The following is a 20,374-nucleotide window of genomic DNA, read 5'->3' as shown; positions in this document are numbered from 1 at the left end:
ACCTCCACGCATTGCGACGTGAGTTCTTGGCAACTGGGTCAATTCGGCGTCGGCGACAACAGGATCGAACTCAATGCGCTTGGTTTTTCGTTCAATGGTTGTCTTGATAGGCACCCAACGCAGAGCAATGGCGGCATCTGAAGAGGTAGGCGGTAGGGCCGTGGTCCTTGTCCAGTGCACTGAAGAACGTGTTCCATTGAGGTCCATCCTCCAGCCCCGTCGCGTCCTGTACGGCAGTCATTGCTTCTGCCCCTAATGCAAGCAGCTCGGCATGGCCTGCCTTGCCGATGAACTCGCCTGCGTCATTGCAATGGGTAAACCATCGTTCCTGCTGCCAGCCATTAAAACCGGGTGTGCGCTGGCTCAACTCGGCGACCTGCGCTTCATCAAGTTCTTCTTCAGCGTCCAGACCAATGCAGTCTTCATCGACAAAGGTTGCGCTGAGCCGTTGGTGGGCGCTCCCATCGGCAATGCACCAGGGACAGATGCAGGCTTCGTAATCTTCGACGGCGTATACCGGCCCCACATAGATGTAGCCGCGAGCCTGGTCGCAGCTGATGCAGGTGTTTGTGGAGGGATTTACCGAGCCGCTGGTAACAGGGTCTGGGTGGTAGGTGAACTGTGGCAGATTCATTGGAAGGTCCTTGATCCAAAGTCATGCCCTGAGCCGGAAGCGTTAGCGCACATCGCAGTATTCTTCCTTGAACTTGAGGGCAATTGGGTAACACCAGTCAGATTGCGAACTGTGGTGATGGTTCAAAATGCCTTTATCTACATCGATACATCACCCGTCCGAGTGTTGCTCCAGCCAGGACTTGAATTCGCCGGCCTGCTCAGGGGTGTTCAACGCACAAATCCAGGCGATTTCCTCAGGTGCGCTTTCAAAGTCAGATACTGAAAACACATGGATGGCGTGCTCGAAAGTCGAGCCAGTGAGCTTTTGCATGGCTGCCACACATAACGCAAAAACCTGTCTGCGATGCTGTTCGAAATTTTCCCGGGAGCTTGCGTCGGCCATGCTCCACAGCGTTTTCGACAGGTCCGCGAAGAAGTGTCCGCCAAAGGCTTCGTGGCTCCACTCGGCGGGAGACCACTTGAAGTACTGGCGGTCATCGGGGTTTTCAGCCTGCACACGTGCCAGGTGGTCTTTGGTATTAAAGGCCGGCGCCAGGCTTCGCGCATCGGCGTCTGAATACAACGCGAATCCGCAGACCTCGGCGTTCGGGAAGTCCTTGCGAAATTGTTCGATTGCCTTGAGGGACGCTTCCTGAATCTTTCGTTGAAGACGTTCGCTACTGAAGCTCAACATCGGGCTTCTCGCTGTACGGGTCATGAGTCGTCGCCAGGCTTGAGCACGATGAACGCATCGTTCTGGTAATAGTATTTAAACGCTATGAAGTAATCATCCAGTGTGGCTTGGACCCGTTGTTGGTTCGTGTTGGAAATAACATCCTCGATCATGGCCGTTTCCAACGTTTCCACCCAGCCTTCATTGAGTACCTGCGGTGGCAGGTGTTCGTTGGAGTCGGCAGGGAAATCCCGACTGTCCAGTGAGAACGCGCCGAGTGTGTCCAGCGTCCACCCGGTATTAGGCAAGTAGAACCAGGCATTGGGCATGTGCTCGATCTGCTGTAGAACTTCGCGGATGCTGTAAGTGTTCATAGGATCCTCATGACGGGTTGCTCAATGATGTGGTCCAGCGCCGGTGATGGGCGGGATTAGCCCACAACTTCTTTGATCAAGGCATCCATGGATGAAAAGGACAGCCCATCGGTGATGGATGGGCACCCCGAGTCCAGCAGATAAAAACGCTCTATCGCCGATCTGTCCACCAGTATCAGCCGGCCGCCTGAGTCATCACCGATCAACAGATATCCGGGGAAGTACTCTGCTGTTTCGTATGTCTGTTGACGCTCGGCTATTTCATCCGTCGAATAAATCTTCACGAGTTCTTCGATCATCGCGCCGTCGCAGGACGACCAGAATCCGGTTATCCATGAGCCCGGTTTGATGGATAGCTGTTGCACTGCCCGGGTGATTTTTTCGACCCCGGCAGGCGGATTTTTTTCTGTGTAACGCACGTTCATTCGGATGCACCAGATAAAGGATTTCTACAGCTGCCGGGGCAGGGCCTCACGCCGTGCCAACGAAAAAAATACCCGGCGCCTTGGCCTGACTGTCTTTTTTACGAAGGTAAAGATACGCAACCGCATCGGTCAGATAAAACAGATCAGTAAAGGGTGCCTGGAAATCATTTGAGTAAAACTGACAGAAAAATGCGTAGTCGACGGCAAGTTGCGGAGGCAGTTCAGCCCACTTCGGTGGCACTATGGCGACCAGAGAACAAAGCGGGATATCGTGCTCGGCCAGTACTTTTTCTCTGAGCATGACCGCGACTTGGGGAATACCCGGAACAGGACTGTGCAGCTCATGGTCGCAACCTGAGACCACTGCGGTATAGCCACTCACCTGCGAGCCCGATTTCGATATAGCGCCGTCGTAAGTGATGTTGTCCAGGAAGTACGCCGAAGGGCTGTAGGTGGAGAACACGTACAACAAGCCGTCCGAGGGCAGGCACTGAGCAGCGGTGCAGTCGAAGGCCTGACGGCAGTCGATGGTGGCGACCAGTGTCAGCGGGTCACCGTCGGGGTTGATCGGCCACTGTTCAATTCGCGCGACTTGCCCTCCCAGGGAAATGCCGCTGGTCGCTGCCGTATGCTCCTTCGAGAACTGCATTTCCAATACAGATGCCATGACTTCCCTGGTTGCCGAGTGGTTATCTTTAGCGCAACTGATGCATCGCCCCGGCTCAAGGCCGGTTGAGACATGGGCTGGCGGCGTCGCGGGTGAAACTGCGCTCTTGGGCCACGGCCGAGTCATAGCATTCGACGGTCATTTTTACGCCCCTGCTATAAACAGTTTGATTATGCCATCGGTGTAATTGATCGTCCGGTCCCTTTGGGGGCGAAGACTAAAATATATCGACAATGACCGTCCGCTTCTGGCCGATTTCTGCCTGTCGCGAAGGGCAGCAAACGGCCCAGAGTGTGTAAAAACGCAATGGCTGCGGTGCAGTAATCGGTAGCTCTTCACTGCACTGAAGACTTGTAGGGGCCTCAACCAAGCCAAATTGGTGTTACTGGTTTTGCTTGGGGTTTTAGCCCCCGGAGCACATGCCAGATGCACTATCAGGCCGCTAAAAAGGCCTCAGGCCTTCATCGCCGCCATCAAGGCATCGCTGCCCAACAGCCGCAACACGCGTTTGAGGTTATAGGCGAGCACATGCAGGCTCATCTCGGTACTCACTCGGCCTAGGGTTCTGATAAGGAAATGCGTGGCGCCCATCCAGGACTTCAATGTGCCGAAGGTATGCTCAACCGTTTGGCGCCGGATGCGCATCATTTCTGGCGCTTGATCAAGGCGACTTTGCATCGCCTCGAGTACTGATTCATGCTCCCAGCGGCTAACTCGCCGCTCAGAACTGGGCGTGCACTGCTGCTTCAACGTGCAACTCTTACAGTGTGAGCTCCAGTAACGATGGAACTTCAGCCCTTTCTCAACGTGTGAAAAACGCCAGATCAAGCTTTGCCCAGCAGGGCATCGATACTCGTTCATTGATGCGTCATAGATGAAATCATCTTTGCCGAAACGGCCAGCCGCTGTCGCTCCCGAGGTCACCGTCTTGGGTACGAAAACGGTGACTCCAGCCTCATGGCACGCGAGAATTTCTTCACCCTTGAAATACCCTCTGTCTGCGACTGCCGACAGTTCTTCGACACCCATGGCCGCTCGGGCATGCATGGCCATAGAACTCAGTTGGTCTCGATCAACACCATCATTCGTTACTTCGTGCGCCACGATCAGGTGGTGCTTCGCATCGACCGCCGTTTGAACGTTGTAGCCGACCATTCCGGTTCCGCGCGTTTTCATTGATCGAGCATCAGGATCGGTTAGCGAGATCTGTTTATCCGGTGTTTGGTTTAGCTGTACCTCGATTTCCTTGAGCTCCTGCATCTTGGCTTTTAAGGCCGCGATCTTGTCATGGAGCCGTTCGGCTTAGACCTGGGCAACGGAAGGCTCGCGACGGTCTGCGGTATCGAGTGCTGTCAGATAGCGATTGATACTGGACTCAATTTCCTCCATTCGCCGCTTAAGCTTGGCGCTGGTGAAGTTCCGATCCCGATTGTTGACCGCCTTGAACTTGCTGCCGTCGATGGCAACGAGCGCTTCCGAGAACAATCCCAGTTGCTGGCACAGCACCACAAATTGACGGCAGACTCCGCGGATTGCCTTGCCATTGTCTTTGCGGAAATTGGCGATGGTTTTGAAGTCGGGCATCAAGCGACCAGTTAGCCACATCAATTCGATGTTGCGCTGGGCTTCTCGTTCCAGGCGCCGGCTTGATTGAATGCGGTTGAGGTAGCCGTAAATGTAGATTTTCAGCAGGATCTCAGGGTGGTAAGCAGGCCGACCAGTATCGGCTGGAGTGACACCTTCAAAACCCAGCTTGGCTAGGTCAAGTTCGTCGACAAAGACGTCGACTACACGCACCGGATTGGTATCGCTGACGTAGTCGTCGAGGCTCTCGGGAAGTAAGGTGCCTTGGCCTCGATGTTCACCTTGGATAAAGCGCTTCATGGGCGATCCCTGCGATGAAATCCTCAGAAATCATAGCAAGGGTTCACGAAGGCGTTTTTCACACTCTGGGCCAGAAGCGGACACTCGACACTCCAGCTAATGGTCTGAGAAAGTACCGATCACACCCGCCACAGTGCTCGCGAAGGATTTCATGCCATGGATTGCCCCCCCACACTTTACACCAGCCGCCTGATCCTCACGCCGCTTCAACTGACTGATGCGGCGGCGGTGCAGCAGTTGTTCCCCCAATGGGAGGTCGTCCGATATCTGGACAGCCGCGTCCCATGGCCATATCCGCAGGATGGCGGGCTGGTTTACGTGCGCGATATGGCTCTACCCGCCATGGCCGCGGGACGAGAGTGGCACTGGATGATTCGCACGCTCGCTCAACCTGAGCGCAGCATCGGTAGCATCAGCCTGTATGACCAGCCTGGCAACCACAGAGGCTTCTGGCTCGCCCCGCAGTATCAGGGGAACGGCTACATGCGCGAAGCCTGCAAGGTCATCAACGCCTACTGGTTCGAAACATTATTGCGCCCGGTCATGCAGGTGCCCAAGGCCGTCGCCAACCACGCTTCGCGCAAGGTGTCCCAACATGAAGGCATGCGCATGATCGAGACACGGGAAGGACGTTTTGTCTCCGGGGCCATGCAGGTTGAAGTATGGGAGATGACGCGAAGCGAGTGGCTCGCCGCAAGGACTGAATCTTGACCTGGTTTTATGTCAATGCGAGCTACAGGCCCCTATCGGCCCAGACTGTGTAAAAACTCTCACGGGGGCTCGACTGGTTAAAAACGACCAAAAAATTGCGAGCCTATGTAAATTTCAGGTCTGTTGACCCCACGCGCTTTTCTAGATTGACATAGGAGCGCGCACTTCGATTTTTGGTCGGCGTTTTTACACACTCTGGGCCAAAAGCGGCCCTTGGACAACCTGATGGCGAAACAGTAGCTTATGCAGCGAGACTGACAAGAAACACTCGGCAGCGGGACTCACTTCCCATACCGTGTTTCACTTGAAGGATGTTAAGAAATGGGACCGAAAACCGAAGAACTGATCTGCGTTCTTGATCAGCTTGCAGCAATGCTTGAGAGCGATGGAGATACTCACTGGAGCCTGTGGATGCGTAAGGCAAGAGCACGCTTAATGGATTCTGATTACTCCGGAATTGAGTACCTACAGTCAGCCTATGGCGGAATGGGCTCATTCAATGATCTCATTCTTGGTCAAAGCCATGACAATGGCGTCCTTTGCTGGAAGCCGGGCCATGTTGAGCTAAACGAAAAATTCGATGAATTACGCAATGAAGCCGCGAAGCTCTCCGATTTCATAAAGCGAAATACATAGAGGGGCGCGGTTATCAAACTACGTTATTCAAAGGGGTCAGGCCGGCCACCGGCGCATCTCACTTTGATCAGCTCCGTAGACTCAGTAACGGGCAATCTGGTGTTTGCCTACACGGAAGTCGGGGAGCACAGAGTGCACTACATCACATGCCGAGCTGTTGTGCATGCTCAACATCCTTTTGCGTCAGCGCGTGCCCATTGCTGTCGGAGGCATGCTCCCGGGACCTGCCGACGAAGTCGACATGTTAATAGCGAACGAAGTACTTGAAGGCCCCTACATAGAACTGTCCTGGTCCGGTCCCCAGCAATGGACTCTGCGCGAAATCGACTCCACCACTGCTGAATGGCAGCCAGTACCTGATGCTCAAAGTATGGCGAATGTGTCATTCGATCCGAAGTCCCTGAAACGCTCTGGCTGAATTGGCTAAGAAATTAATACAAGTTCGGGCAGTTCTTCGCTTCTGGCCGCAATCGCCTGCGGTCGCGACAGACAGCATTGGGTCGGTTGTTGCCCTTTGCGACATGCAGCAATCGGCCCAGGCTGTGTAAAAACGTGCACTGAGATCGACCCGAGAAAAAATCGACCTCCTGTAATCGCGTATACGCCACGATCGCCTATTAGTTAAGGGGTCAAACACCCCTAAAACTTCCAGAACTTACGTTTTTACACAGCCTGGGCCAAAAGCGGACGGTCAAGCGCCTCTTTGAAGCAGGATAAGAGATGTAGCACCGTGAGAAAATCAGTTGCTGCCCTTCTTGAGTTGCCGTTGCCTCTGCAGCTCTCTCTTCAACCAGGTGCTGGCCGGTTCCACGACTTCTGAACATCGCACCTCATAGGCGCGGCCACTCATACTGCTTTTAGTGGCAGCAAGCTCGATGAAGTCTTCTGCGCTGTGCACCTTGTTCTTGTCTTCGAGATAATCCAGCTTCTTCTGCAGATGCGCCCGAGCCCGGGAACCTGGGTATTGGTTTCCATTGCGCACAAACTGACACTCACTGTGTTCGACAAAGTCCAGCAAGCCTTTTATCTCTTGATTGACTTGAGGTGTGCGCAGAACTTGCCCTTCAGTGACGATGGCGAAAAGGCTGATACCCGCGGCCATTATCAAGCGGCTGATCAGCAGAGCCGTGCGCCTCATCCACATCTGCATGATTAACTCCAGTGCTCAACGTTGGCTATAACATCTTCTCCAGCCCAATCGTGCTGCTCAGCCACGAATTGAAGCGTCGCCACCAACTCCCTGGCTCCGTGGTCAATGTATGCGGTTTGCCGTTGTCCTCGGTAACCCAGACCAACTGGTTCTTTTCCAGCAGGACATGATAGCTGAGGGGAGGTGACATACCTTCCAGGGCCAGTTCGCGCACCCGTCCGGCAAGTTGCGGATTATCCACCAACACCCCGACTTCGGTGTTCCACAGTATTGAGCGCGAGTCAAAATTGAACGAGCCGATGAACGCTTTCTGCTGGTCGAAAATCATCGCCTTGGTATGCAGGCTGGAGTCGGAACTATTGGAGGATCCGCTGTGGAACAGGCGCGGTCCGCTGTCGCTGTTGCCATTGTCGCCGGACTGGCGGCGCAATTCGAACAACTGCACACCATGCTTGAGCAAGGTTTTGCGATAAGGCGCGTAACCACCGTGTGCAGCGGGTACATCGGTGGCTTCCAGTGAGTTGGTCAGCAAGCTGATCGACACGCCGGCGTCGGCACGACTGGTCAAGTACACCACGCCGGGTTGGCCAGGCACCATGTAGGCTGAAACCATGATCAGTTCCTTGGTGACCCCGTTCAGCTCGGGTGCCAACTGAGTAGTCAAAAGCAAGTACGGGGGTGGTTCGCCTTCCGACAAGACCTTACTCGGTGCATCCCACATCGCAATGTTCCAGGCCCAGATCAGTTCCCCGCGCCAGACATGCAGGCGAGGATGAGTGGTGTAGCTCATCAATTGTTGGTAGAGCGCGTGATTCTGGATGCGCGTTTCTTCCAGGGATTCGTCCAGCCGGGTCCGCGTATTCTTCAGGTCCTTGGTTGTCGGCATGGTCCAGAGGAACTGCTCGATCGGCTTGCTCAGGGCACTGTTCCAGTACTGGTCAAAACTATGTCCCAGTTGTTCTGCAACCGGTCCGACACTGAGCATGTCGATGTCGGTGAAATTCTTGTTGGGTTCGGCATCGAAATACTCGTCCCCCAGGTTGCGCCCCCCGACGATGGCCACGCTGTTGTCCACCACCCACAATTTGTTGTGCATGCGCCGGTGTTGTTGCGACAGGTTGAACAGCCGGCCCATTGTTCGCGTCACGACGGTCCTGCGGCCCAGGTGCAGCGGATTGAATACCCGGATCTGAATCTTGGGGTGCGCAGCCAGCGACGCGATAATTCGGTCCAGGTCATCGCTGGTGGTGTCATCGAGCAGTATCCGCACGCGGACTCCGCGGTCGGCGGCGTCGAGCAGTTCGCTCACCAGTATCCGCGTACTGATACCGTCGTGAACGATGTAGTACTGCAAGTCGAGGCTGCGTTGAGCGTTGCGAATCAGTTCGGCGCGGGCGTTGAACGCTTCAGCGCTATCGGATAGCAAGCGAAAGCCCGACTGGCCTTGATGCGGGGCTGCCTGGGCCTGGATAGACCGCCCGAATGGCGAGTCGCTTGCAGGCAAGGCTTGACTGGGTATGTGAGGGGCGTTGGGGGTCGTACAGCCACCAAACAGCAAGGTGAGCAACAGCAGAGCAAGCAGGGGCTGTTTGATTCCCACGGAGCGTACTCCGAGTAATGCGATCAGGGATGCCGGGTCCCGAAGAATGGTCGGTTGGTGCCACCAGCACTGCGGTGGTTTCGACCTTGCGCACTGTTTCTTCGATCTGCGGATTTGTTTTTGGAGAGTAGTTCATCCCGGTGGCAATTGCGGTGTTTGCATGACGCGCAAAAGAGGGTGTCGCCAGCAATCGACAAGAAAAAAATCAACTGCCAAAGCTTATGAAAATGACAGAGCGACGCATTTTCATGGCAGCGCAGACACAGGTGTCCAGCGCGCAGGTTTAGTCAGGGAGAGCTGGTGAACCGCGAGAGAATCAGGTGCTAACTAAATTGCGAGTTTCTGCGCAACTGCGCCGGACTCACACCCAGGCGCTGCCTGAACACAGTCGCCATGTGCGCCTGGGAGTTGAAACCGCAACGGTAGGCGATTTCCGTCAGCGTGGCGGTCGAGTCGCGCATCAGGGCGCGGGCTTTGGCGAGACGTCGGTCGATCAGGTAACTGTGCGGGCTATTGCCGGTGGCACGTTTGAATGCCCGCATGAAGTAGCCTTCGGACAAGCCCAGCAATTGCGCCATTGCCTGAACTCCCAGCGGGCCATCGAGGCCAGCGTCAATGAACTCATCGAGCAAACGCAGGCGATTGCCGGTTATCGCGTCAGCGCTCGGGGTTGCGCATTTGGTGTTAGCCGTCGTCCTTTGCGCCAAGGCGAGCGCCCAGGCCTCCCAGTCATCCTCCACGGATGCCCGCAACAAGGCGCTGCGCAGTCGCAGGGCGAGGTTCGTGGCTTGCGGGTCGATGCGGTTGTTGAAGGCACGGTCGCCCGCCAGCGCGATACCGTCAGTGCGCAGCACTCGCAGGTACTCGCCGCCCCTTGGGGATTCGGATAAAACGTCACACCCGGCAGGTACAAACGCCAGGCCGTTAGGCACGGCATTGAAGGGCAGTACCCGGTCGCTGCCGATTGCGTGCACGCCTCGCTGGCTGTCGTAGGCAAAGCCAATCGCCGATTGAGGCGCGACATAGCGGGTCGCGTAGGCGCAGCCGGGGAGCAATTCGATCAGCCACGGCCCGACTTCGACACGGCGAACCGGTTCAGGCGGTGGGGGTGACGGTTGGCGGTTTCGATGGCTCATGAAAACCATACTAATCAACCGCGGGTAGAAAAGTCAGGTCAGTTTTCTGAAAGCCGGTAGAGGGCGGCGTATCTACACTGGGCAAAACCTCAGGGGAGCAACTCATGCACAGACTGACTCGCGACGACATCGAACAAGCGGCCCAACGTGTTTATCAGGTCATGCCTGCCACTGCCCAATACCCTTGGCCCTTGCTGGCGCAACGGTTGGGTTGCACGGTGTGGGTCAAGCATGAAAACCACACGCCGACCGGTGCGTTCAAGGTGCGCGGTGGCATTACCTTCATGCATTGGCTTAAACGCGAGCATCCCGATGTGCAGGGCATCGTCAGCGCCACCCGAGGCAATCATGGACAAAGCCTGGCACTGGCGGCAGGTGCGGTGGGCTTGCGCGCCTTGATCGTCGTGCCGCAAGGCAATTCCCTGGAAAAGAACAACGCCATGCGCGGCTTCGGCGGCGAAGTGGTGGAGTATGGCCGCGATTTCGATGAGGCCCGCGAAGAGGCTGCACGCCTGGCACAGGCCCAAGGCCTGTACCTGGTGCCGCCGTTCCATCCTGAGCTGGTCAAAGGCGTGGCCACCTATGCGCTGGAGCTGTTCAAGGCTGCGCCGGACCTGGATAGCGTCTACGTGCCGATCGGCTGTGGTTCGGGGATTTGCGCAGTAATCGCCGCCCGTGATGCGCTGGGTTTGAAGACTGAAGTGGTGGGCGTGGTGTCCAGCGAAGCTGCCGCCGCGAAGTTATCGTTCGACACGGGAGCAATATGCGAAACCGCCTCGGCCGATACCTTTGCCGACGGCCTGGCGGTGCGCAAACCGATTGCTGAAGCCTTTGCTGTGTACGCCCAAGGCGCGGCGCGAATCGTATCGGTCAATGATCAGCAGATTGCCGAGGCCATGCGGGTGTATTACACCGACACCCACAACCTCGCCGAAGGGGCGGGCGCAGCGGCCCTGGCGGCGCTCATGCAGGAGTGTGAAGCGATGCAGGGAAAACGGGTTGGCGTGATTCTGTCCGGCGCCAACGTCGACCAATCGGTGTTTGCGAACGTGATTGGGTAAAGCAGTGCCTGGGCAAGTGTATCGCTGTGTATCCGCAGCCCTTGTTCGGAGACTGGCTTACAAATGCCCTGCAAGCCGATACATCCTGGATACACGGTTGCAGTCAAATAGCCCTGCCTTAGCGAGAAAGCAGATGCGCCTCGCACCACGGCTTATCGCCCTTAGTGGCAATGACCTTAGCGGCCTGGCCGCACACAGTATCCGGAGAATCACCATGTCCCGTATGTCGAACAAATCCCGTATTGGCCTGATCGCTGTTGCACTGGCCGGCAGCATGAATCTGGCATCGACCGCATTCGCTGCCGACGCTCTGCCTCAGGGCTATCAGCTGGCCTCGGCGGAAAAAACCAGTGAAGGCAAATGTGGTGAAGGCAAATGCGGTGCCGACGAAGCTGGCGCGAAAGTGACCAAGGCTGGCGAAGGCAAGTGTGGTGAAGGCAAATGCGGCGACGCTTCGTTCGCCCGTACCGACACCGATCACGATGGCCGCGTTTCGCTCAAGGAACTGCTGACCGTAGCCCCGCAAGGTGGTGAAGAATTCAAGGCGATGGACACCAACAACGACGGTTTCCTCTCCGAAGGCGAGGTCTACAAGTTCCGCACCAATCAATACACCTCCAACGGCAAGAAAGTACCGACCGAACTGTTCACCAAGATGAGCAAGGCCCAAGGCTGATCACTCGACACAGCTGTAAAAAAACCTCCCCGGGTTTGTGCCCGGGGAGGTTTTTTTATGTCTGGTGAAGTGCCAAGTCAGACGAACGCGCTTCGATAGGCAAACAGCCCGGGCAAGCCGCCAGTCATGACAAACAACAGGTTACTGCCCTGCGGGAATTCACCTCGGCCAATAGCGGCCAGCAGTCCGGCAAACGCCTTGCCACCGTAAACGGGATCGGTGAGCAAGCCTTCTGTTGAAGCCAGCAGGCGCACGGCTTCCAGCATCGCGTCGGTGGGCGCACCGTAGGCGTCGCCGCGTTGGCTGCCATCGACGTTGATTGTGCTTTCAACCAGCGCGGCGGCGGGATCGAGCAGGTGCAAGGTCTGCCGGGTTTTTTCAAGCGTCGTGGCCAGCGCTTGTTGTTCGTCTGCCAATACCGAGTAACCGGTAATCTGCGTTGCCGAGCGGGCGAGCGTCATGCCAGCCAGCAAGCCCGAGTGGGTTCCGGCACTGCCATTGGGCACGATGATCCGTTCGAACCGCAGGTCCAATGCGTCAGCCTGATGCAGGATCTCGGCTGCGCATGCGGCGTAACCCAGGGCGCCCCGGGGACTGGACCCGCCCAATGGCATGACAAAGGGCTTTTTCCCCAATTCCCTGAGCTTTGCCACCAACTCGGCGGCGTAGGCATCCGCGGTCACGCCCCGCGCCAGTCGGTGCACGCTGGCGCCAAACAGATCGTCAAGCAGAACATTGCCGTTGTGGCAAAAATCGTTATCGGTGCGCACGGCTGACGGCGTCAGAATCAGTTCGCATGCCAGGCCATGGCGTGCGGCGACCGCGGCGGTCAGCCGCGCATGATTGGATTGAAAACCACCCCAGGTCACCAGCGTATCGGCGTTTTCGGCCAGGGCTTGCCCCAGTAGAAACTCCAGTTTGCGCAACTTGTTGCCGCCACCGCCGAGGCCGGTGAGGTCATCGCGTTTGACGTAGACGTTGCACCCATTGAGTTCGGGCAACTGGCTCAGGCGGGTCAGTTTCTGGATCGGTGTCGGGCCTTCGAGCAAAGTCACCCGTGGGTAGGCAGCCAGCGCGGCATCAAGATGATTCAAGTCGTGGGGCATGGAGTTTCGCTCGTGGAGGGAAAGAACGCAGTGCATCGGCCACTGTAAAAAAGCCCGGGGGTGAAGATATAGGGTGGTTGCGGAATTACTGTTGATACACGGTGTAACTAACGGAGCGTGTGTCTGCCTTATCTTTAATAAAGATAACGGCTACCTGTTTAATTCGTTTATTGAGATATCTTGCGCGCGCGTACAGTCGGCCCAACTGAAGAAAGAGGGCCAGACGATGAACACTGTGAAGTCAATCACGACCGGTATCGCGTCACCACCCGCCAGCGTCTGGCGCGGAACGGTGGCCGGTTTTTCGGCCAGCCTCGTGGGGATCGGCCTGGCGCGATTTGCCTACACGCCGTTGCTGCCAGCGCTGGTCGGGGCGCATTGGTTCGACGCTTCCCGGGCGGCCTACCTGGGGGCGGCGAACCTTGCCGGCTACCTGGCGGGAGCGATTTTCGGCCGCTCACTGGCGGCGAAAACCTCAACCCGATTTACCCTGCGGGCGATGATGCTACTGGCAAGCATCGCGTTTTTTGCCTGCGCCTGGCCGGTGTCTTTCGCCTGGTTTTTTGCCTGGCGTTTTCTTTCGGGCGTTGCCGGCGGGGCCTTGATGGTCCTCGCCGCGCCAACGGTCCTGGCCCACGTTCCGCCATCCCGCCGAGGCCTGGCCGGTGGCCTGATCTTCATGGGCGTGGGCGTCGGAATCGCGGCTTCGGGGACGCTGGTGCCATTGTTGTTGCAGCAGGGTCTTGAACAGACCTGGCTCGGCCTCGGCCTGATCTCCCTGTTGCTGACAGTGCTGGCCTGGTGGGGATGGCCGACCGCGGATGCCCCGGTCAGCGGCACCTCACATCCGCGTCACTTTGCCGCTAACCGCACACTCAAGGCGCTGTATGCCGAATACGCACTCAACGCTGCCGGTTGGGTGCCACACATGATTTTCCTGGTGGATTTCGTCGCTCGCGGCCTGGGCCAGGGTTTGCAAACCGGTGCGCAATATTGGGTGCTGTTCGGCATCGGCGCGACCGTCGGGCCGTTGTTGGCCGGGCTGCTGGCGGATCGGGTCGGCTTCGGTCGCGCATTGCGAGTGTCGTTCATCATCGAGGCCGTTTGCGTCGCAGTCCCGGCTTTCGGGGTTGGCAGTGTCTGGCTGATGGCTTCCAGTGTCATCGTCGGCGCCTTTGTCACCGGAACCGTGCCGTTGGTACTGGGCCGCGTGCATGAAATTCTCGCCCATCATCCGGCTCGACAGACGTCAGCCTGGCAAACCGCCACGGTCGGATTTGCGCTGTTCCAGGCCGTCGCCGCTTATGGCCTGTCGTTCCTGTTTTCCTCCAGTGGCGGCAATTACAGTCTGCTGTTTCTCATCGGCACGTCGGCCATGTTGCTGGCCTTCGTGATCGATGTGCTGGCGGCTTTCCAGCGTCCGACAGCGGAGCCTCTGGTGAAATGAATTATGCCGAGCGCAATCGACTTTATTGGCGTCGCAATCTTGCCGTTTGTGTGTTCGGTTCGTTCACCACGCTGGTGAGCCTGAGCATGCTGTTGCCGTTCCTGCCGCTCTATGTGCAACAACTGGGCGTGACCAGCCAGGCCGATGTGGTGCAGTGGTCCGCCGTGGCGTTCGGCGCAACGTTTTTCGGCACGGCGATTACCGCGCCGCTGTGGGGGCGGCTGGCCGATCGTTTCGGGCGCAAGCCAATGCTGGTGCGAGCGGCCATCGGCATGGCCATCGTTATGTCGCTGATCGGGCTGGCGCGGGACGTCACCGATCTGGTGGTACTGCGACTGGTCGCCGGGCTGATCGGCGGCTATGCGTCGGCCTCTATCATCATGATCGGTTCCCAGGTGCCGAGGGAAAAGGCCGGTTGGGCCTTGGGCGTGCTGTCGACAGGGGCGTTGTCCGGCAATTTGATCGGGCCGCTGGTGGGCGGATTCCTGCCGCAATGGGTAGGCATTCGCGGCACGTTTTTCGTCGGTGGCGCGATGATTGCGCTGGCGGCGGTCACCACCATCGCGCTCATCCGCGAGGACTTCAATCGGGCTTGGGATGGTGCTCGACGAGTCGACAACAATCAGGCACCGGATGAACGTTCCCGATGGCCTGTCATCGGCGCACTGTTGCTGACCGCAATGATGGTGTTGCTGGCCAACATGTCGATCGAGCCGATCATCACCGTTTACATTGGTCACCTTGGCGTCGCCCTGGATGAGCAGGCGCGGATTGCTGGTGTGGTGATGGCCTGTTCGGCGCTGGGCAGTATCTTGACCGCCGCCAGGCTGGGGGCACTGGCCGACCGGGTCGGCAGCTGGAATGTGATCATTGGCTGCTTGCTGCTGACTGGCCTGCTGATGGTCCCTCAAGCGTACGTCACGCAATGGTGGCAACTGGCGGTGTTACGCGGGCTCATGGGCATGAGCATTGCCGGGCTGCTGCCGGCCATTGCCAAGCTGATCCGCCATTCGGTGGCGGAACACAACACCGGCAAAATTCTCGGTTACCTGCAATCGGCGCAGTTTTCCGGGCAGGTGATCGGGCCATTGATCGGTGGCCAGATCGGCGCGCATTTTGGCTTGCACCAGGTGTTTTTGCTGACCGCCGCGCTGCTGGTGTTGTGCGCCGCCGTCAACGGCTGGGTGAAAACTCGTTTGACTGCGATGCCCGGCTTTACAGCGCGGCAGTGACGCCCTCTACACGCACGCTTTGCAGAAAGGTCGCCAGCGCACTGGAAAAATAGCCGTCGAGGCGGCGCACGAACACTGTCTCCACGTGAGCCAGTTCCGCGGGCAGTTCGTGCACCGCCACCAGGCCCGCGCGCGCCGCGTCGGCGATGACGCCTCTGGGCAAAAGCGTGATGCCGACGCCGGCGGAAACGCAGGCAATGATGGCTTCGATCGAGCCGAATTCCAGCGGCTCGGGAGCCAGCACGCCGAGCTGGGTCAGCAGCGTGTCCAGGCGTTGCCGATAGGAGCAGCCAAGGCGAAATACCACGGTCTTGAGATTCTCGACCAAGGCGACATCGTCGATGCGCAGCATCGTTGGTGAAGTGATCAGCACCAGTTCTTCGCGAAAGGCGACTTCAGTGTGCAGTTCCGGGTGATTGACCGGCCCGACCACGAACGCCCCCTCCAGCTTACAGTCGAGGACGTCCTGGATCAGGCTGCACGTGGTGCCGGTGCGCACCACCGGGCGGACCTCGGGATAGGCCTTGGCGAACCGGGCGATCAGCTGTGGCAAACGTAACGCGAGGGTGGTTTCCAGCGTGCCGATTTCCATCACGCCTTTGGGATGGCCGTCATCGCGGGCAGCGCTGGAGGCGTCGGTCAGCAGTTTCGACAAGCGGGCGGCGAAAGGCAGGATGCGGCGGCCGGCGGGCGTCACCTGCACGCCTTTGGCGCTGCGCTGGAACAACGCAACCCCGAGCTCGTCTTCCAGCGAGCGAATCCTCGAAGAAACATTCGACTGCACGGTGTTCAGTTCGGAGGCGGCCTTGTTCATGCTGCCGTGGCGTGCCACCGCGTCCACCACCTTGAGATCCGCTACATCCATCGACATCACCTATCTCAAAAAGTAATAGCCATTGCTATGGCTAACGCTACAAGGAGATTAGAGACGAGGTCCATTGAAGACAAGTGAAACGACGCTTTAGATTCACCAAAAACGATCAACGGAATCATTAATGATCATTTTACATGATCACCTGCCAGGCATAGGTTGAAGGGGCACAGATACCGCAGCCAGTGGCGGATCGAGTCTGAATCTGAGGCTGTGGAACAACAATAACGCAACCACTGCTACACGGAGTCAACGTGAATCATGCAACCGAGTCAGCCAGAATTCGCAACCACCCCCGGTACAAGGATTTGGTCTCACGGCAGCGACGGTTCGTCACCTGCCTGACCGCCGCAACCCTTGTCCCGTACTTCACGTTCATCCTCGTCGCCGCTTTCGCTCCCCAACTATTAGCGACGAAGGTTTCCGCCACCAGCATCATCAGCATCGGTTGGCCTTTGGGTGCGGTGTTCATCGTCGGGGCCTGGTTGTTTACCGGGCTCTATATTCATCGTGCCAACGGTGAATTCGATGACCTGACCGCAGAAATCCGCGCGGGGGCCATCGTATGAAACGCCTGCTCGTGAACCTCATCCTTCCGGTTCTGTTGTGCGTATTCGCCGCGCGCGCCATGGCCGGCGACGTCATCCAGAACGTCGAAAAACAACCGATCAACATCACGGCGATCAGCATGTTCCTGGTCTTCGTCGTGACGACCCTGGGCATCACCTATTGGGCTGCGTCCAAGACCAAATCCATGGACGATTTCTACACCGCCGGCGGTGGTATCAGCGGTTTCCAGAATGGCCTGGCACTGGCCGGTGACTACATGTCGGCGGCGGCGTTGCTGGGGGTCACCAGCATGATCTTCTTCAACGGCTTCGACGGTGTGCTGTATTCGATCAGCTTCTTTGTCGCCTGGCCACTGTTGTTGTTTCTGTTCGCCGAGCGCATCCGCAATCTGGGGCGTATCACCATTTCCGACATCGCCTCGTTTCGTCTCGACCAAAACCGCATCCGCACTCTGACCGCTTTCGGCTCGCTGACGGTGGTGTGCTTTTATCTGGTGGTGCAGATGGTGGGGGCAGGGCAGCTGATTCAGCTGTTGTTCGGCCTGCCTTACAACTATGCAGTGATTGCCGTCGGCCTGTTGATGGCGGTGTACGTGACGTTTGGTGGCATGGTTGCGACGACGTGGGTGCAGATCATCAAGGCCGGGTTGTTGCTGGTAGGCGGCACGCTATTGGCCTTTCTGGCGCTCAGCAAATTCGGCTTTTCCTTCGATCTGCTGTTCGAAAAAGCCGTGGCTGCGCACCACGATGGCGAACGGATTCTGCTGCCGAGCAAACTGGTGGCCGATCCGCTGTCGTTGATTTCGCTCGCATTGGGATTGGTGTTCGGCACGGCCGGACTGCCGCACATCCTCATGCGCTTCTTTACCGTGCCCGACGCCAAGCAGGCGCGCAAATCGGTGTTCGTCGCCACGGGGTTCATTGGCTTTTTCTACCTGATTGTCGCGGTGCTTGGGTTGGCTGCCATTGTCATCGTCGGACAGGATCCGGCCTTTTACGAAGGCGGCAATCTGGCGGGCAAGTTAATCGGCGGCGGCAACATGCCGGTGATGCACCTGGCCAAAGCCGTGGGTGGCGATCTGTTGCTTGGCTTCATTTCCGCCGTGGCGTTCGCAACGATTCTGGCGGTGGTGTCCGGGCTGACCATGGCGGGCACATCGGCGATTTCCCATGACCTGTATGTGATGGTAGTCCGCAAGGGCAAAGCCGATGCCAGCGACGAGCGTCGCGTGTCGCGTATCGCTTCGGTGGGCATCGGTATCGTCGCGGTGGTGCTGGGGATTCTGTTCAAGGACCAGAACATCGCGTTCCTCGTGGCGCTGACGTTTGGCGTGGCCGCGTCGGTCAACTTCCCGATTCTGGTGCTCTCTATGTACTGGAAAGGACTGACCACCCGCGGTGCGCTGATCGGCGGGGTCGCTGGTTTGGTGAGCGCGGTCGGGCTGGTCGTGCTCTCGCCGGCGGTGTGGGTCAAGGTGCTGGGCAATGCCGAAGCGATCTTTCCCTACGACTACCCGGCGATCATCTCGATGAACGTGGCGTTCTTCTTCACCTGGCTGGGCTCCGTCACCGACCGCAGTCACGGTGCAGTGCTTGAGCGCGAGCGTTTCGACGACCAGTTGATCCGTGCCCAGACCGGGCTCGGGGCCGCCCAGGCGGTCAATCACTGAGATCGTCGCGGCGACTTTTCCCTTCCTGATTTGCGACCTCTGCAAAAGGAGTCAGCCATGCAACTTAGAGACAATGGCTTGAGATTTTCACCCATCACCGTGGCCTTGCACTGGGTCGTGGCGTTTTCCCTGCTGGCGATCTTCGGCCTGCAACTGTTGATCAATATCGCCGCCAGCGAAGCCCTGCAACTGCAACTCGGCAGGCTGCAAAACCTGGTGGGCCTGGTGCTGTTCCTCGTCTCGATCTATCGATTCTGGGCGCGGATCACTTCGTACCATCCACTGCCGGTGGGCACGCCGAACCCTATCGAAGTGATCATCAGCCGCTCGGTGGCGGTGTCGCTCGCCCTGGCGATGGTGCTGCTGCCGATTGCGGTCTGGGCTTCACGATGCGCAGCCGGTGAAGTGGTGGAATTGCCGGGTGGGTGGTGGATTCCGAGCATCCTGCCGGTCAATGAGTCACTCAAGCATGTGGTCGATGTGCTGTTCAACATCGGCGCCTCGGCGTTTCTCGCCGGCCTGGCGCTGCACATTTTCGGCGCGGTCAAAAATCACTTTCTCCTGAAGAACAACACGCTCAAGCGGATGCTGGGCAAACATGTGGAGCTGTGAGTCATGAACCAGGACAGACTTGATTTTGCCGGTAACGCCATTACCCGGCTCTGCGGCGTTCAGTACCCGATCTTCCTCGGCGGCATGGCGGCCATTTCCGGGCCGCAACTGGTAGCTGCCGTGGCCAATGCGGGAGGCATGGGGGTCCTTGGCGGCTTGCGTCTGCCGCCACTGACCTTGCGTCGCTGGATACAGGAAACCCGTGCCCTGACTGACCAACCTTTCGGCGTGAACCTGGTGCCGCAATTCGGTGGCCCGGATGTGTTCGAAGCGCAGTTCCAGGTGATCCTCCAGGAAAAGCCCAAACTGTTGTCGCTGTTTTATGCCGAGAAGTATGCCGCCGACATGATCCCCCGGGCCAAGGACGCCGGGCTGATCGTGATGGTGCAAGCGGGGTCGGTGGAACTGGCCAACATCGCCATTGCCCAGGGTGCGGACATCATCATCGCCCAGGGCAGTGAGAGTGGCGGGCATCTCAATCGCGGCACGATCGGCATCATGCCGTTGTTGACCTCGATCCTTGCGGTTTGCGAAGGCCGACCGGTTCTGGCGGCGGGCGGCATCGCCCAGGGTGACGATGTCCGGGCGCTGATGTCGCTGGGTGCAAGCGGGGTGGTGGTGGGCACCGCGTTCATCGCCACCGATGAATCCAATGCCCATCCGCTGTACAAACAGAAAATCGTCGAGGCGACCACGGACGACACCGAGTACCGTACCGGTTACTCATTTGGCTGGACCTACGGCACACCCCATCGAGTGATTCCCAATCGGGATAAATGGAACCTGTTGCGTTTCATCGGCGGCGGCGCCCGGGCCATCGACAAGCCAAGGATGGCCGAGAAACTGTCGCTGTATGCGGGGCAGGGCGTGGGCAAGATCCACAGCGTTGTGCCGGCGGCGGAGCGCGTGGCGGAGTTGGCGCGGGGTTTGGAGCGGCTACCGGTCGCCGAGCTTGCCGTCACCGACCATGCCGCCACCGGGCGGTTCTTGCAGGAGCCGAGAAGGACGCTCGGCTGGCAGTAGCAGATTCAACATCACCGCTGACTGACGCAAAGCCTTCGCGAGCAGGCTCGCTCCTACACTGGATTTTTGCCAGGCACAAAATTTGTGTGCAGCGCAGATCCCCTGTGGGAGCCAGCCTGCTGGCGATGACGATGGCAAATCCAACATCACCGTTGACTGACCCCGCGCTATCGCGAGCAGGCTCGCTCCTTGTATGTTGACCCTGAGTCCAAAGAGAGAGGTTACGCTCAAGGACT

The 20,374-nt window shown here is 58.1% G+C and carries 20 protein-coding genes and 1 pseudogene; 10 read left to right on the top strand and 11 right to left on the bottom strand.

Annotated features, from left to right (window positions below):
- Positions 1–91 precede the first annotated feature (91 nt).
- The 6 genes and pseudogenes from D8U73_RS11895 to D8U73_RS11870 form a co-directional block, all read right to left on the bottom strand.
- Entirely contained in the window at positions 92–634 is a 543-nt protein-coding gene (locus D8U73_RS11895; protein ID WP_130904554.1) for a CbrC family protein, read from the bottom strand.
- 150 nt (positions 635–784) lie between these two features.
- Positions 785–1,309 carry a DUF4303 domain-containing protein gene (locus D8U73_RS11890; protein ID WP_177434276.1) on the bottom strand — a complete coding sequence of 175 codons (525 nt, stop codon included), beginning with the start codon at positions 1,307–1,309 and terminating at the stop codon, positions 785–787.
- Positions 1,310–1,329: 20 nt separating this feature from the next.
- Complete coding sequence (locus D8U73_RS11885) at positions 1,330–1,662, bottom strand: hypothetical protein (protein WP_130904552.1); 333 nt, start codon at positions 1,660–1,662, stop codon at positions 1,330–1,332.
- A gap of 56 nt (positions 1,663–1,718) precedes the next feature.
- Positions 1,719–2,087 (bottom strand): hypothetical protein, encoded by a 369-nt coding sequence (locus D8U73_RS11880; protein ID WP_130904551.1) that lies wholly within the window; start codon positions 2,085–2,087, stop codon positions 1,719–1,721.
- A gap of 46 nt (positions 2,088–2,133) precedes the next feature.
- Positions 2,134–2,754 (bottom strand): DUF1963 domain-containing protein, encoded by a 621-nt coding sequence (locus tag D8U73_RS11875; protein WP_177434278.1) that lies wholly within the window; start codon positions 2,752–2,754, stop codon positions 2,134–2,136.
- 453 nt (positions 2,755–3,207) lie between these two features.
- A pseudogene (locus D8U73_RS11870) lies at positions 3,208–4,638 on the bottom strand (IS1182 family transposase).
- A gap of 156 nt (positions 4,639–4,794) precedes the next feature.
- On the opposite strand from D8U73_RS11870, the gene D8U73_RS11865 reads away from it, so the two are divergent.
- Both D8U73_RS11865 and D8U73_RS11860 read left to right on the top strand, forming a co-directional pair.
- Positions 4,795–5,349, top strand: a complete 555-nt coding sequence (locus D8U73_RS11865) for a GNAT family N-acetyltransferase (protein ID WP_056856626.1) — start codon at positions 4,795–4,797, stop codon at positions 5,347–5,349.
- A gap of 321 nt (positions 5,350–5,670) precedes the next feature.
- The gene (locus D8U73_RS11860) at positions 5,671–5,985 is read left to right on the top strand and encodes a hypothetical protein (RefSeq protein ID WP_130904549.1); all 315 of its coding nucleotides are present in this window, start codon (positions 5,671–5,673) and stop codon (positions 5,983–5,985) included.
- 739 nt (positions 5,986–6,724) lie between these two features.
- Here the strand turns inward: D8U73_RS11860 and D8U73_RS11850 are convergent.
- The 3 genes from D8U73_RS11850 to D8U73_RS11840 all read right to left on the bottom strand — a co-directional run bounded on the left by D8U73_RS11850 (position 6,725) and on the right by D8U73_RS11840 (position 9,880).
- The gene (locus D8U73_RS11850; protein WP_130904548.1) at positions 6,725–7,135 is read right to left on the bottom strand and encodes a DUF5329 domain-containing protein; all 411 of its coding nucleotides are present in this window, start codon (positions 7,133–7,135) and stop codon (positions 6,725–6,727) included.
- Positions 7,136–7,160: 25 nt separating this feature from the next.
- Positions 7,161–8,735 carry a phospholipase D family protein gene (locus D8U73_RS11845; protein WP_130904547.1) on the bottom strand — a complete coding sequence of 525 codons (1,575 nt, stop codon included), beginning with the start codon at positions 8,733–8,735 and terminating at the stop codon, positions 7,161–7,163.
- A gap of 323 nt (positions 8,736–9,058) precedes the next feature.
- A complete protein-coding gene (locus D8U73_RS11840) occupies positions 9,059–9,880 on the bottom strand; it encodes an AraC family transcriptional regulator (RefSeq protein WP_130904546.1) in 822 nt (273 codons plus the stop codon).
- A 95-nt stretch (positions 9,881–9,975) separates the two neighbouring features.
- On the opposite strand from D8U73_RS11840, the gene D8U73_RS11835 reads away from it, so the two are divergent.
- Together D8U73_RS11835 and D8U73_RS11830 are read left to right on the top strand one after the other, a co-directional pair.
- The gene (locus D8U73_RS11835; protein WP_130904545.1) at positions 9,976–10,932 is read left to right on the top strand and encodes a threonine dehydratase; all 957 of its coding nucleotides are present in this window, start codon (positions 9,976–9,978) and stop codon (positions 10,930–10,932) included.
- A gap of 214 nt (positions 10,933–11,146) precedes the next feature.
- A complete protein-coding gene (locus D8U73_RS11830) occupies positions 11,147–11,608 on the top strand; it encodes a hypothetical protein (protein ID WP_056856622.1) in 462 nt (153 codons plus the stop codon).
- 77 nt (positions 11,609–11,685) lie between these two features.
- Here D8U73_RS11830 and D8U73_RS11825 read toward each other — a convergent pair whose 3' ends face one another.
- On the bottom strand, positions 11,686–12,714 hold the full coding sequence (locus D8U73_RS11825; RefSeq protein ID WP_130904544.1) for a D-cysteine desulfhydrase family protein: 1,029 nt from the start codon (positions 12,712–12,714) through the stop codon (positions 11,686–11,688).
- A gap of 226 nt (positions 12,715–12,940) precedes the next feature.
- Here D8U73_RS11825 and D8U73_RS11820 point away from each other — a divergent pair, with 226 nt between their 5' ends.
- Together D8U73_RS11820 and D8U73_RS11815 are read left to right on the top strand one after the other, a co-directional pair.
- Complete coding sequence (locus tag D8U73_RS11820; RefSeq protein ID WP_130904543.1) at positions 12,941–14,161, top strand: YbfB/YjiJ family MFS transporter; 1,221 nt, start codon at positions 12,941–12,943, stop codon at positions 14,159–14,161.
- On the top strand, positions 14,158–15,393 hold the full coding sequence (locus D8U73_RS11815) for an MFS transporter (RefSeq protein ID WP_130904542.1): 1,236 nt from the start codon (positions 14,158–14,160) through the stop codon (positions 15,391–15,393). The genes D8U73_RS11820 and D8U73_RS11815 overlap by 4 nt, the downstream gene beginning before the upstream one ends.
- On the opposite strand, the gene D8U73_RS11810 is transcribed toward D8U73_RS11815, so the two are convergent.
- Positions 15,377–16,258, bottom strand: coding sequence for a LysR family transcriptional regulator (locus tag D8U73_RS11810; protein ID WP_130904541.1), 882 nt, complete (start codon positions 16,256–16,258; stop codon positions 15,377–15,379). The genes D8U73_RS11815 and D8U73_RS11810 overlap by 17 nt on opposite strands.
- Before the next feature lie 260 nt (positions 16,259–16,518).
- Here D8U73_RS11810 and D8U73_RS11805 point away from each other — a divergent pair, with 260 nt between their 5' ends.
- The 4 genes from D8U73_RS11805 to D8U73_RS11790 are packed head-to-tail and all read left to right on the top strand — an operon-like array spanning position 16,519 to position 20,138.
- A complete protein-coding gene (locus D8U73_RS11805) occupies positions 16,519–16,833 on the top strand; it encodes a DUF485 domain-containing protein (protein WP_056856618.1) in 315 nt (104 codons plus the stop codon).
- A complete protein-coding gene (locus D8U73_RS11800) occupies positions 16,830–18,503 on the top strand; it encodes a cation acetate symporter (protein ID WP_130904540.1) in 1,674 nt (557 codons plus the stop codon). The genes D8U73_RS11805 and D8U73_RS11800 overlap by 4 nt, the downstream gene beginning before the upstream one ends.
- Before the next feature lie 57 nt (positions 18,504–18,560).
- Positions 18,561–19,115 (top strand): cytochrome b/b6 domain-containing protein, encoded by a 555-nt coding sequence (locus tag D8U73_RS11795; protein WP_130904539.1) that lies wholly within the window; start codon positions 18,561–18,563, stop codon positions 19,113–19,115.
- A 3-nt stretch (positions 19,116–19,118) separates the two neighbouring features.
- Complete coding sequence (locus D8U73_RS11790; protein ID WP_056856615.1) at positions 19,119–20,138, top strand: nitronate monooxygenase; 1,020 nt, start codon at positions 19,119–19,121, stop codon at positions 20,136–20,138.
- Positions 20,139–20,374 lie beyond the last annotated feature (236 nt).

The sequence above is a fragment of the Pseudomonas sp. Sample_22 genome, from assembly GCF_004307635.1.
Taxonomy (GTDB): Bacteria; Pseudomonadota; Gammaproteobacteria; order Pseudomonadales; family Pseudomonadaceae; genus Aquipseudomonas.
Note: the sequence above shows the minus strand (reverse complement) of the source record. Positions and strands in the feature narration are given on the sequence as shown.